11 protein-coding genes are annotated in these 12,824 nt (G+C 70.1%); 5 read left to right on the top strand and 6 right to left on the bottom strand.

Going from position 1 to position 12,824, the window contains the following annotated elements:
- Window positions 1-40: 40 nt before the first annotated feature.
- The 5 genes from IEJ02_RS18775 to IEJ02_RS18755 all read left to right on the top strand — a co-directional run bounded on the left by IEJ02_RS18775 (window position 41) and on the right by IEJ02_RS18755 (window position 5,517).
- Window positions 41-1,054 (top strand): ABC transporter permease, encoded by a 1,014-nt coding sequence (locus tag IEJ02_RS18775; RefSeq protein ID WP_191065935.1) that lies wholly within the window; start codon window positions 41-43, stop codon window positions 1,052-1,054.
- 53 nt (window positions 1,055-1,107) lie between these two features.
- Window positions 1,108-2,073 (top strand): sugar ABC transporter substrate-binding protein, encoded by a 966-nt coding sequence (locus tag IEJ02_RS18770; RefSeq protein ID WP_223864061.1) that lies wholly within the window; start codon window positions 1,108-1,110, stop codon window positions 2,071-2,073.
- A gap of 25 nt (window positions 2,074-2,098) precedes the next feature.
- Window positions 2,099-3,604, top strand: a complete 1,506-nt coding sequence (locus IEJ02_RS18765; protein ID WP_191065934.1) for a sugar ABC transporter ATP-binding protein — start codon at window positions 2,099-2,101, stop codon at window positions 3,602-3,604.
- Between the two features lie 68 nt (window positions 3,605-3,672).
- Window positions 3,673-4,698 carry a sugar-binding transcriptional regulator gene (locus IEJ02_RS18760; RefSeq protein WP_223864060.1) on the top strand — a complete coding sequence of 342 codons (1,026 nt, stop codon included), beginning with the start codon at window positions 3,673-3,675 and terminating at the stop codon, window positions 4,696-4,698.
- A gap of 51 nt (window positions 4,699-4,749) precedes the next feature.
- Window positions 4,750-5,517, top strand: a complete 768-nt coding sequence (locus tag IEJ02_RS18755; protein ID WP_137980026.1) for an SDR family oxidoreductase — start codon at window positions 4,750-4,752, stop codon at window positions 5,515-5,517.
- Between the two features lie 28 nt (window positions 5,518-5,545).
- Here the strand turns inward: IEJ02_RS18755 and IEJ02_RS18750 are convergent, their stop codons facing one another.
- The 6 genes from IEJ02_RS18750 to IEJ02_RS18725 all read right to left on the bottom strand — a co-directional run.
- A complete protein-coding gene (locus IEJ02_RS18750; RefSeq protein WP_191065933.1) occupies window positions 5,546-7,036 on the bottom strand; it encodes an MFS transporter in 1,491 nt (496 codons plus the stop codon).
- Window positions 7,037-7,141: 105 nt separating this feature from the next.
- Window positions 7,142-8,179 carry a methyltransferase gene (locus tag IEJ02_RS18745; protein ID WP_191065932.1) on the bottom strand — a complete coding sequence of 346 codons (1,038 nt, stop codon included), beginning with the start codon at window positions 8,177-8,179 and terminating at the stop codon, window positions 7,142-7,144.
- 220 nt (window positions 8,180-8,399) lie between these two features.
- A complete protein-coding gene (locus IEJ02_RS18740; RefSeq protein ID WP_191065931.1) occupies window positions 8,400-9,401 on the bottom strand; it encodes a TIGR03842 family LLM class F420-dependent oxidoreductase in 1,002 nt (333 codons plus the stop codon).
- Window positions 9,402-9,415: 14 nt separating this feature from the next.
- On the bottom strand, window positions 9,416-10,819 hold the full coding sequence (gene hydA, locus IEJ02_RS18735; RefSeq protein WP_191066039.1) for a dihydropyrimidinase: 1,404 nt from the start codon (window positions 10,817-10,819) through the stop codon (window positions 9,416-9,418).
- The gene (locus IEJ02_RS18730; protein WP_223864059.1) at window positions 10,816-12,222 is read right to left on the bottom strand and encodes an aspartate aminotransferase family protein; all 1,407 of its coding nucleotides are present in this window, start codon (window positions 12,220-12,222) and stop codon (window positions 10,816-10,818) included. Before IEJ02_RS18730 ends, hydA begins: the two co-directional genes overlap by 4 nt.
- Window positions 12,219-12,824, bottom strand: a 606-nt coding sequence (locus tag IEJ02_RS18725; RefSeq protein WP_191065930.1) for a nitrilase-related carbon-nitrogen hydrolase, incomplete at its 5' end; no start/stop codon positions are given. The genes IEJ02_RS18725 and IEJ02_RS18730, both read right to left, overlap by 4 nt.

Here is a 12,824-nt window from a genome sequence, read left to right as displayed (position 1 = left end):
CGACCGACGTCGGCAACCGAAAGCCATTCGGAGGATTTCCATGAGCACGACCGGCAACGCCGCGACAGCTGTCGACACACCACCGGACACCCACCGCATACGGCTACCGTCCTGGCTGACGGGCACGCTCACGGGATCGCGCGGGCCCGCCCTCGGGCTGGTCGCCATGTGCGTCGTCTTCTTCATCGCGACGCCGTACTTCCTCACCCAGAGCAATCTGCTCAACATCGTCGACCAGACCGCCGTCCTGGGTCTGCTCGCCCTGGGCATGACCGCCGTGATCGTCATGGGCGGCATCGATCTCTCGGTCGGCGCCGTGCTCGCGCTGGCGACCATGGTGGTCGGCTGGCTCTCCCACAACGAGGGATGGCCGCTGTGGCTGAGCGCGCTGGCCGCGATCGGCGTCGCGGGGGCGTGCGGCCTGGCCAACGGGTTGGGCATCACGTACACCAAACTGCCGCCCTTCATCGCGACGTTGGCGATGATGTCGATAGCGCGCGGGCTCGCCAACGTCATCACGGACGGACAGCAGATCGTCGGGTTCCCCGACTGGTTCGACAATCTGTCCACCTCCCGGTACCTCGGCGTCTTCACCGCCTCCACCGCCGTGCTGGCGGCGCTGTACGTAGCCGGCTGGGCCTATATGCGGTACCGGGCCGGCGGGCGCGCCCTGTACGCCATCGGCGGCAGCGCCGAGGTCGCCCGGCTCGCCGGTATCGACGTGAAGCGGCGGACGGTGCTCGTCTACACCGTGACCGGGCTGTTGGCGGGTCTCGCCGGAGTGTTCCTCACGATGCGCCTGGACTCCTCTCAGCCGAGCGCCGGTACCGGCTATGAGCTCGACACCATCGCCGCCGTGGTGATCGGCGGAGCGAGCCTCAGCGGCGGTGTCGGCTCGGTCAGCGGCACGCTGTTCGGCGTGCTGATCATCGGCGTCCTGCGCAATGGACTCAACCTGCTGGGCGTGTCCCCGTTCATTCAGCAGATCGTCATCGGTCTGGTGATCGCGCTGGCCGTCATGCTCGACGTCCTCCGTCGACGGGAAACGCGCTGATCACCCCGGTCTCTCCCCCTTTGCTCATCCCGGCACCACCAAGGAGTAGTTCCATGACAACGCGACGAGTGATAGCCACCGGGATCGCGGCCACCATGCTGGTCGGCGTCGCCGCCTGCGGGCGGGGCGGCGACGGCGCCAAGACGGCCGACGGCAAGCAGATCACGATCGGCCTGGCCGTGGCCAACCTCCAGGCCGACTTCTTCAACCAGATCAAGCAGTCCGTGACGGCCGAGGCCAAGAAGAAGGGCATCAAGGTCGTCGTCTCCGATGCCCATGGCGACGCGGCCACCCAGGTCAACCAGATCCAGGACTTCATCAGCCGCCAGGTGAGCGCCATCATCTACATCCCGGCGGGCGCCACGGCCGCCGGCGTACCGGTGAAGGCGGCGGACCGCGCGCACATCCCGGTCGTCACGGTCGACCGCAACCCACCCGGCCAGCCCGGCAAGTCCTTCATCGCCAGCGACAGCGTCGCGGCCGCCCGGACTCTCGGCGACTGGGTCGGCAAGCAGTCCGGCGGCAAGGGACAACTCGCGATCCTCCAGGGCCAGATCGGCACCACTCCGCAGGTCGACCGGCAGAAGGGCTTCGGCCAGGCACTCAAGAAGACGCCCGGTATCAAGGTAGTGGCCCAGCAGCCCGCCGACTGGGCGCAGGACAAGGCGTACTCGGTGGCCCAGGACATGCTCCAGGCGCACCCCGGCATCGACATCCTGTGGGGGCAGGCGGACGCGATGGCGCTGGGCGCCGCCCAGGCCGTCAAGGCGTCCGGTTCGCACAAGAAGCATCTGATCGTCGGCTTCGACGGGGACATCGCCGGGCTGAAGGCCGTTCGCAAGGGCACCGTCGACGCCACGATGGTCCAGCAGACGCGGAAGATGGGCCGGATGTCCGTGGACACCGCTGTGGACATCATCAAGGGCAAGAAGGTCCCGGCCGTACAGCTGCAGCCCGCGTTCCTGCTGACCAGCAAGGACCAGAAGAAGGCCACCGAGTTCATCAAGACCCACCCGTGAGGGGCGGCATGGAGGAGACGCGGCGATGACAGACATCGGCCGACACCCGGCGGCGGGGTCCTCCCAGGGCCTGACCGTACGAGGGATTTCCAAGCGCTTCGGGGCCACTCAGGCGCTCGACCGGATCGACCTGGACGTACGCCCCGGTGAAGTGGTGGCGCTGCTCGGCGAGAACGGCGCCGGAAAGTCGACGGTGTCCAACATCGTCGCGGGCACCTTCCCCTCCGATACCGGCCGGATGACCTGGCAGGGGCGACCCTATGAACCCGGGTCCCCCGGGGACGCCATCCAGCACGGCATCGGACTCATCCACCAGGAGATGCGTCTGCTCCCGGACTTGTCCGTGGCCGAGAACGTCTTTCTCGGCCGGCTTCTCCGCCGCCGGGGGCGTATCGACCGCGCCGAGATGAACCGGCGGGCACGGGAACAGCTGCGGCGGCTGGGGCTCGACATCTCCCCCACTCGGCTGGTCCGCACGCTGCGCGTGGCCCAGCAGCAGCAGGTCGAGATCGCCAAGGCGCTGACCCTCGACGCACGCCTGCTGATCCTCGACGAGCCGACGGCCGCTCTCGGCGGCGAGGAGACCGATCACCTCTTCGAACGGATCGACGCGCTGCGGAAGGACGGCATGTCCTTCATCTACGTCAGCCACCGGCTGGAGGAGATCGCCCGGATCTGCGACCGGGTGGTGGTGATGCGCGACGGACAGTGCGTCGCCACGCACCCGACCGCGAACGTGCCCGTGACCCAGTTGGTGGAGGAAATGGTCGGGCGCAGCATCGAGCGCATCTTCCCCGACACCGGTGCCCCCCGGCCGCGGGAGGTGCTCCAGGTGCGCGACCTGGCGAACGCCTCCTTCAGGGACGTCTCGTTCACGGTTCACGAGGGCGAGGTGCTCGGCGTCGCGGGGATCGTCGGGGCGGGCCGTACCGAACTGGTGCGCGCGATCGCCGGCGTCGACCCGGTGACCAGGGGGTCGGTGGCCGTCGAGGGCCGGGTGCTGCGGCTGCGCGGGCCGCGCGACGCCATCGAGGCGGGCATGGTGCTGGTTCCCGAGGACCGCAAGGCCCAGGGGGCCGTACTCGACCTGTCGATCGGGGACAACGTGGCCCTGCCGAACCTCGACCGGATCGCCCGCCGGGGCTGGCTGAGCCCGCGGCGGGTGGCGTCGGTGGCCGGCGACGCCATCAAGGTCATGACGGTCAAGGGGCGGGCGGGCCAGCCGGTGCGCACGCTCTCCGGCGGTAACCAGCAGAAGGTCGTCATCGCCAAGTGGCTGGAGCGCAAGCCGAAGGTCGTCATCCTCGACGAGCCGACCCGCGGCATCGACGTCGGTGCCCGTGCCGCGATCTACGAGGTGATCGCGGACCTGGCCCGGTCCGGTATGGCGGTCATCGTGGTCAGCTCCGACCTCGACGAGGTCCTGGGGCTGTCCCACCGTGTGCTCGTCCTCAGCCGGGGACGGCCGCGGGGGATCCTTCAGGCGGCCGAGGCCACCGACGCATCGGTCATGCGCCTCGCCACGGCATGATGCACAGGGCGGCCCGCCTTCGCCCGGGCGCCGTCGCCCGAGCGCTCGGGCCTGCCTGAAAGGACGACATGAATCCCCACAGCCGGACCGGTCAGCCGATGACCCGCCGCACCACCCGCATGGCGACCAGCGACGAGCAACTGCGTCTGATGACCCGTATCGCCCGCCTCTACCACGAACAGGGCATGCGGCAGCCGCGGATCGCCGAGGAGCTGCACATCTCCCAGGCGCGCGTCTCCAGGCTGCTCGCCCAGGCCGCCAAGCTCGGCATCGTCCGCACCATCGTGGTCCCCCCCGACGGTGTCTTCGCCGATCTGGAAGAGGAGATCGCGGCGGCTTACGGGCTTCGAGACGTGGTCGTGGTCGACGTCGAGGGCGAGGCCGACACCGTCATCCCGGCGCTCGGCGCGGCGGCCGCCGTCTATCTGGAGACGACGCTCATGGAGGGCGACCGACTGGGAATCTCCTCGTGGAGCGCCACCCTGCTGGCGGCCGTCGAGGCCATGCGGTCCCGGCCCGGCGGGCGGTTCCTGGAGGAGGTCGTCCAACTGATGGGCGGGGTGGGCGAGCCGCAGGTCCAGGTCCAGGCGACCCGGCTGATGGGGCGGCTCGCCGAGATGACCGGGGCGGAACCGGTCTTCATGTCGGCCCCGGGCCTGGTCGCCGGCGCCACCGTCCGGGACGCGATCCTCGCCGACCCCAAGGTGAGCAGCGTGGCCGCGGCCTGGAAGAACCTCACCCTGGCCATCGTGGGCATCGGCAGTCTCGAACCCTCACCGTTGCTGCGCCGCAGCGGCAACATCTTCGCCCTCGACGACCAGGAGAAGCTGCGCAGTCTCGGCGCGGTGGGCGATATCTGTCTGCACTTCTTCGACGAGAACGGCACCCTGCTCGACACCGATCTCAACGACCGCGTCATCGGCATCACCCCAGACGTCTACCGAGCCGTCCCGCGCCGTATCGGGGTGGCCGGCGGAGACCGCAAGTACGCCGCGATACGGGCGGCGCTGCTGGGCGGCTGGATCGATGTCCTGATCACCGATCTCGGGGTCGCCGGCCGATTGGCCGGCAGGCCCGACCGACATGCGCCGTAGAACCGGCCGACACACGCCGGGGAACCGGCCGACCGAACTGTGGAGGAACCCATGGCCGTCCCCTCGTTCCGACTCGATGACAGCGTCGCCCTCGTCACGGGAGCCGGCAGCGGTATCGGCCGACGCCTGGCGATCGGGCTCGCGGAGATGGGGGCCGATGTCGGCTGCCTCGACCTGCCGCAGAGCGATCTTGCGAGTACGGCCGAGGCGATCGGGGAGACCGGGCGACGAGCGGTCGCGCTCCCTGCCGATGTGACGCGGGCCGAGGCTCTCGCGGAGGCCGTGGCCCGGGTCGAACGCGAGCTGGGTCCACTCCGGCTGGCGGTCAACGCCGCCGGGATCGCCAACGCCGCTCCGGCCGAGGACATGCCGGTCGAGCAGTGGAACAAGGTGATCGAGGTGAACCTGAACGGTGTGTTCCTCTCCTGTCAGGCCGAAGGCCGGGCGCTGTTGCGCAACGGCGGCGGCTCCATCGTCAATATCGCCTCCATGTCGGGCACCATCGCCAACCGGGGATTGACCCAGGCCCACTACAACGCGTCGAAGGCCGCCGTGACGCAGTTGACCAAGAGCCTGGCCACGGAGTGGTGTGACCGCGGCATCCGGGTCAACAGCGTGAGTCCCGGCTATACGGCCACCCCCATGAATCGCCGCCCCGAGGTGGCCGAACGCGTCGCGCGGTTCGAAGCGGACACCCCACTGGGCCGGATGGCGACGGTGGACGAGATGGTCGGGCCGACGGTGTTCCTGCTGAGCGATGCGGCGAGCTTTGTCACGGGGGTGGATCTGCTGGTCGACGGGGGCGTCACCTGCTGGTAGGCGCCCTTCGCCGAGGGTGCCGCACGGGTCAGGGCACGCGTTCTGCGGGCTGGCCGGGGGCCGGTTCGGGGCTGGGCCCCGCCGGGCGGCGGGCCCGGGCGCCGGTGGTGAGCAGGCCCAGCGTCACGATGGCGAGCCCGCACCCGGCCATGATCGCCCAGCCCAGATGACTGGCCCCGGGGAACCCGGAGCCGAAGGGGCCGTGCACCCGGGCGGTGGAGACCGAGCCGAGCACGGCGACGCCGAGGGCCGCCCCCACCTGGCGGCCGGTGGAGGTGACCGCGGCGGCCACCCCGGCCTGGGAGCGCGGCATCCCGGACACGGCGGAGTAGGTGAGCGGGGCGTCGAGCATGCCGAAGCCGATGCCGAACGCCACATAGGCGATGACGAGGTACCAGATCGGGGTGTCCGCCCGCACCTGGGTCAGCAGCAGTCCGCACGCCGCCGTACCGGCCCCGGCGATCACCATCGGGACGCGCGGGCCGCGGGCGCCGACGATACGGCCCGCGAGCGGGGAGGAGACCAGGGTCATGGCCGCCATCGGCAGCGTGAGCAGGCCGGTGTGCAGCGGGGAGAAGTCCTTGACGTCCTGGAGGTACAGGGCGTTGAGGAAGAGGAACCCGGCGAGCGCGGCGAAGCCGCACACCGCCGAGGCGATGGCGCCGCTGAAGGAGGGGCTGCGGAAGAAGCGGACGTCCAGCAGCGGTTCGACGCGGCGGAGTTCATAGCGGACGAGAGAGACGGCGGCGGCCACGGCGACGGTGAAGCAGCCGACGATCGGCGCCGAGCCCCAGCCCTTGCCCGGGCCCTCGATGATGCCGAACGTGAGCGTCGCCAGCAGCGCGATCACCAGCAGCTGCCCCACCGGATCGAGCCTGCGCGGCCGCGGGGCCTTGGACTCGGGGACGAACAGCGCGGTGAGGGCCAGGGCGAGGGCGGCGACCGGGAGGTTGACCCAGAAGACGGCCTGCCAGCCGGTGGAGTCCACCAGCGCGCCGCCGACGACGGGCCCCAGCGCGATGCTCACGCCCGCGACCGCGCCCCACATCCCGATCGCCCTGGCCCGCTCCTTGAGGTCGGTGAAGGTGTTGGCGATGATCGAGACCGCGACCGGGTTGAGCATGGCGCCGCCCATGGCCTGCACCATCCGGAAGGCGATCAGCGAACCGGTCTCGGAGGCCAGCCCGCACAGCAGCGACCCCAGGCTGAACAGCAGCAGCCCGGTCTGGAACGTTCTGCGCCTGCCGAACCGGTCGGCCATGGATCCGGAGAGCATCAGCAGGCTGGCGAGCACCACGGTGTAGGCGTCCACCGTCCACTGGAGCCCCGAGGGCGTGGCGTCCAGATCCTCCTGGATGGACGGCAGGGCGAGGTTCACGATGGTGGTGTCGAGGCCCACCATGAACAGGCTGATGCAGCAGATCCCCAGGATCAGCCACTTGTGGCGGGCGCGCGGCGGCGGGCGGTCGCCCTCGCCGTCCGCGTGGCCCGGGGTGGCTGGGCTCGTGGCGCCGGCCATGGTTCGCCTCCCGATCGGGGCGGGTCGTGCCCCGGCGCACGGGCCGCCGCGACCTCCGCATCGCACGGCGCGCCCGCCGGGGGGGTGTCCTCGCCTGGTTCCGGACTATGCCTTGCGGCCGGTGATCACGACGGTGTCCGCGCCGAGCGGCACCCGTCCGGCGGGCTCGATGCCCACCGCGCGGAACCACTCCTCGTACTCGGCGCCCGTGTAGACCATGCCCTCGCCGGAGGCGATGGTGTGGAAGTACGCGGACAGCAGCGCCGCCCGCTCGGGTCCGGTGCCGTCGTCGTCCTGGCGCGGGGTGACCACGTAGATCGCGCCGCCGGGAGGGAGGGCGCGGGCGGCCTTGGCGAGGAGTTCCTGGACCCGCTCGGGCGACCAGATCTCCAGGAAGTGCGCGAAGAGCACTCCGTCGCAGCCGGTCGGGAACTCGTCGTGGAAGGCGTCCAGGCTCACCGCCCGCACCCGGTCGGCCAGCCCCAGCTTCTCGATCTTCTGGTTGGCGGCCGCCGCCACCGAGGGCAGATCGCCGATGGTGATGCGCAGATCCGGTCGGCGGGCGGCGAAGTTGGCGGCGTTGATGGCCGTTCCGCCGCCGATGTCCAGGAGGTGGGTGCACCCGGACAGGTCGAGCTTCTCTCCCAGTTCGGCGCCCACGAGCCTGCTCACCGAGGACATCATGGTGTGGAATGTGGCTTCCAGTTCGGGATTTTCGGCGAGCCGCCCGTAGAGGGTGGGCGCCGTTCCCGGAATCTCCCGCCGCAGTCCGACGTTGGTGTCTTCCTTGAGGGATTCACAGAACCAGGCCATCGCCCGGTAGATACCGTCTTGTTCCCAGGGAATATTGGAGGCGGGCGCCTCGTCGAAGTTGGCGGTCAGCGGCTTCGAGAGAGGGGTGATGTGGTAGCCGTCGCCCTTCTTGCCCAAAAGCCCGAATACCGTACAGCCGAGCAGGAGGATGCGGGTGGGCTGCTCCTTGAGCCCCAGTCGGGTGGCTATCTCGCCCACGGCCAGGCCGGGCTCCTTCTCCACCCGCGCGAAGAGTCCTAACTGGAATGCCGCGCTCAGGAACTGAAACCGATAGTGGGCCTTGTAGAGCCCCCGGAGCTCCACATCTATCGGTACCTCGGTTTGTGTCATGCCCAACCCTTCTGTGGCAAGGAGTCGTTCGGCCGACCGCACATCAGAGCACAAAAACCGAGGGTGATTGTAGCCAGGTTCGAAGGCTTCCAGGGGGCCGCTTTTTATTCTCCGGCCGCCCGTCGATAGTCGACGAGCGGCCATGGAAAACGGAATTGACCCGTCCTTGAGGAAAGGGGGCTTACCGGTGCGCGGCTCAGCCGGTCAGCCGCCGATCCGGTCAGCCGGTGAACGCGGGGATGACGTGCTCGCCGTACGCGTCGAGCGTGCGCTCCTTCGCGTCATGCATCGCGTAGACCGCGAACTGGCCGACCCCCAGCTCGCGCAGCCGCTCCAGCTTCTCGATATGCGCCTCGGCCGGGCCCAGCAGACAGAACCGGTCCACGATCTCGTCGGGCACGAACGCGGTGTCCGGGTTGCCGGCCCGGCCGTGGTGGGCGTAGTCGTACCCCTGCCGCTCCTTGATGTACGCGGTCAGGGACTCGGGCACGGCGCCGGAGTGCTCCCCGTAGCGGGAGACCAGGTCGGCCACGTGGTTGCCGACCATGCCGCCGAACCAGCGGCACTGCTCACGGGCGTGGTCCAGATCGTCGCCGACATACGCGGGGGCGGCGACGCAGATGGTGACCGCGTCCGGGTCGCGCCCGGCCTCGGCGGCGGCGGAGCGCACCGCCTTGACCATCCACTCCGTCAGATAAGGGTCGGCGAGCTGGAGGATGAAGCCGTCGGCCTTCCGCCCGGCCAGCGCGAGCGCCTTGGGGCCGTACGCCGCCATCCACACCGGCAGCCTGCTGTCCTCGATCCAGGGGATGCGCATCGGGCTGCCGTCCACGACGGCCTCCCGGCCCTCCGCCAGATCGCGGATGGCGTCGATGGCGTCCTCGAGCCGGGCGAGGGTGGTGGGCCTGCGCCCCGCGACCCGCAGCGCGGAGTCCCCACGCCCGATCCCGCAGACCGTACGGTTGCCGTACATCTCGTTGAGCGTGGCGAAGGTGGAGGCGGTCACCTCCCAGGTGCGGGTCCCCGGATTGGTGACCATGGGGCCGACGATCAGCCGCTCGGTGCGGGCCAGGATCTGGCTGTAGATGACGAACGGCTCCTGCCACAGCACGGCGGAGTCGAACGTCCAGCCGTAGCCGAAGCCATTGCGCTCGGCGCGGCGCATCAGCTCGACGACGGCCGAGGCGGGTGGATCGGTCTGCAGCACGAGTCCGAAGTCCATGCTCGCTCCCTGGGTCAGCTCAGGTACTGACAGGTGTCGCGGATGAGGAACTGGCCGTGCCCGGCACGTCCGGTGTACTCCCGCTGGTCGATGACGGGGAGGCCGCGCGAGAGCACGGTCTCGACCTGCCCGGTGATCTGCTTGCCCTCGTACGCCGAGTAGTCGACGTTCATGTGGTGGGTCCGGGCGGACAGGGTCTGCCGGGCCTCCGGGTCGTAGATGACGATGTCGGCGTCGGCCCCGGGCGCGATGGTGCCCTTGCGCGGGTAGAGGCCGAACATCCTGGCCGGGGTGGCGCAGGCGATCTCGATCCAGCGGCGGCGGGAGATGTGGCCGTCCACCACGGCCTGGTGGAGCAGGTCCATCCGGTGCTCCACGCCCGGCATGCCGTTGGGGATCTTGGAGAAGTCGCCCCGGCCCAGCTCCTTCTGCCCGGCGAAGCAGAACGGGCAGTGGTCGGTGGAGACCACCTGGAGGTCGTTGGTCCGCAGCCCCCGCCACAGCGCGGCCTGGTGCTCTACGGGCCGCAGCGGGGTGGAGCAGACGTACTTGGCGCCCTCGAAGTCGGGTTCGGCGAGGTTGTCCGTGGACAGGAACAGATACTGCGGACAGGTCTCGCCGAAGACGTCAAGCCCCAGGTCACGGGCGTGGGTCAGCTCCGCGACGGCCTCCTGGGCCGATACGTGGACGACGTACAGCGGGGCGCCGGCCACCCGGGCGAGCTGGATGGCACGATGGGTCGCCTCCGACTCCAGTAGCGCCTTGCGGACCTCACCGTGGTAGCGGGGGTCGGTCCTGCCCTCGGCCAGGGCCTGCTCCACCAGGACGTCGATGGCGATGCCGTTCTCGGCGTGCATCATGATCAGCCCGCCGTTGCCGGAGGCGCGCTGCATGGCCCGCAGGATCTGCCCGTCGTCGCTGTAGAAGACCCCTGGGTAGGCCATGAACAGCTTGAAGCTGGTCACGCCCTCCCCCACCAGGAGATCCATCTCCTTGAGCGTGCTCTCGTTCACATCGGAGAGGATCATGTGGAAGCCGTAGTCGATGGCGCAGTTGCCGCGCGCCTTGAGGTGCCAGGCGTCCAGCCCCTCGCGCAGGGCGTGGCCCACCGTCTGGACGGCGAAGTCCACGATGGTGGTGGTGCCGCCCCAGGCCGCCGCCCGGGTGCCGGTCTCGAAGGTGTCGGAGGCGAAGGTGCCGCCGAACGGCATCTCCATATGGGTGTGCCCGTCGACCCCGCCCGGGATGACGTACTTGCCGGTGGCGTCGATCGTACGGTCGGCGGTCCAGCCCTGGGCCCACTCGCCGCCGGGCGCGGCGAGGGCGGCGACCTTGCCGTCCTCGATCAGCACATCGGCCGGGGTCTCCTCGGCGGCGGTGACGACCAGCCCGCCGCGGATCACGGTACGGGACATCAGCTCGCGCTCCTTCCGGACCGGGTGGTCTCCAGTGCGGTCCTGAGGGCGGCCTCGAGGATCTCCGCGCCCTCCTCGGCCTCGGCGACGGTGAGGCTGAGCGGCGGGGCGATCCGCAGCACGCTGCTGTTGTGCCCGCCGCCCTTGCCGATGAGCAGCCCGCCCTCCCGGGCGGCCTCCAGCACGGCGGACGCGCCCTCGGGGGACGGGCCGCCGGTGCCCGGGTCCACCAGCTCGATGCCGATCATCAGCCCCCGGCCGCGGACCTCGCGCACGCCGTCCAGACCGGCGCAGGCGGCGCGCAGCCGCTCGATCAGCAGCCCGCCGACCCGGCGGGCGTTGCCCTGGAGATCGTGTTCGACCAGGTGGTTGAGGTTGGCCAGACCGGCGGCCATGGTGATGGGGCTGCCGCCGAAGGTGGAGATCGAGTTGGCGTCCAGGCAGTTCATGACGTCGGCGCGGGCGACGACACCGCCGATCGACATGCCGTTGCCGATGCCCTTGGCGAAGGTGAGGATGTCGGGCGGCCCGGAGCCGTCGTGCGCCTGCCAGCCCCAGAAGTGGTCGCCGGTGCGGCCCCAGCCGGTCTGCACCTCATCGGTGATCCACAGGATGCCGTGCCGGTCCAGCACCTCGCGGAAGGCGGCGAACAGCCCGTCGGGCGGGGAGGTGAAGCCGCCGACGCCCTGAATCGGCTCGGCGATCAGCGCGGCGACATTGCCGTGCGCCTGACCGAGGACGTCCTCGAGGTCCGCCACGCACGCCTTGACGAACTCGCCGTCGGACAGCCCGGCGAACGGGCCCCGGGTGCGCACCGCGCCGTGCACGTACAGCGTCTGGAGCGGGGACAGGCTGGTCGGCGACCAGCCGCGGTTGCCGGTGATGCCGACGGCCGAGAAGGAGCGGCCGTGGTAGCTGTTGCGCATCGCCAGGATCTGGTTGGAGCGGCGATAGGTGGTGGCGAGCAGCAGGGCCGTGTCATTGGCCTCGGTGCCGGAGGTGGTGAAGAAGACCCGCGCGTCCGGGATGCCGGACAGCGCGGCCACCCGCTCGGCCAGGTCGACCATGGGACGGTCGAGGTAGAGCGTGGAGGTGTGCAGGATCCGGCCGGCCTGCTCGCTGATCGCCTTGGTGACCTCGGGGAGGGCGTGGGCGGTCATCGTGGTGAGGATGCCGCCGAAGAAGTCGAGGTAGCGGTTGCCCTCGGCGTCCCAGACGTGGCGTCCCTCGCCGTGGGTGATCTCGATGGGGCGCTGGTAGTAGACGGCGAGCCAGTCGGGGAGTACGGCCTGGTGGCGGGCGTGGAGGGTGGCGTGGGCGCCGTCTTCGACGCCGCCATTGACGCCGCCTTTGATGTCGCCCTTGGCGCCGCCTTTGACGTCGCCCTTGACGTCGTCGCCGCTCATGGCCGCACCAGCCCCTCGTAGGCGTCGGGGCGCCGGTCGCGGTAGAACGCCCACTGCCGGCGCACCTCGTCGATCAGGCCGAAGTCGAGGTCGCGGACGATCAGCTCCTCCTCCTTGTCACTGGCCACGTCGCCGACGAACTGGCCGCGCGGATCGACGAAGTAGCTGGTGCCGTAGAAGTCGTTGTCGCCGTACTCCTCGGTGCCGACGCGGTTGATGGCGGCGATGAAGTACTCGTTGGCGACGGCCGCGGCGGGCTGCTCCAGCTGCCAGAGGTAGGCCGACAGGCCGCGGGAGGTGGCCGAGGGATTGTAGACCAGCTGCGCCCCGGCCAGGCCCAGCTCGCGCCAGCCCTCGGGGAAGTGGCGGTCGTAGCAGATGTACACCCCGACCTTGCCCACGGCGGTGTCGAACACCGGCCAGCCCAGGTTCCCCGGCTTGAAGTAGTACTTCTCCCAGAACCCCTTGACCTGCGGGATGTGGTGCTTGCGGTACTTGCCCAGATAGCTGCCGTCCGCGTCGATCACGGCGGCGGTGTTGTAGTAGAAGCCGGACTGCTCGACCTCGAAGACGGGGACGACGATCACCATCCCGGTCTCCCG

Source organism: Streptomyces sp. 5-10 (assembly GCF_014712245.1).
GTDB classification, from domain to species: domain Bacteria; phylum Actinomycetota; class Actinomycetes; order Streptomycetales; family Streptomycetaceae; genus Streptomyces; species Streptomyces violaceusniger.
Note: the sequence above shows the minus strand (reverse complement) of the source record. Positions and strands in the feature narration are given on the sequence as shown.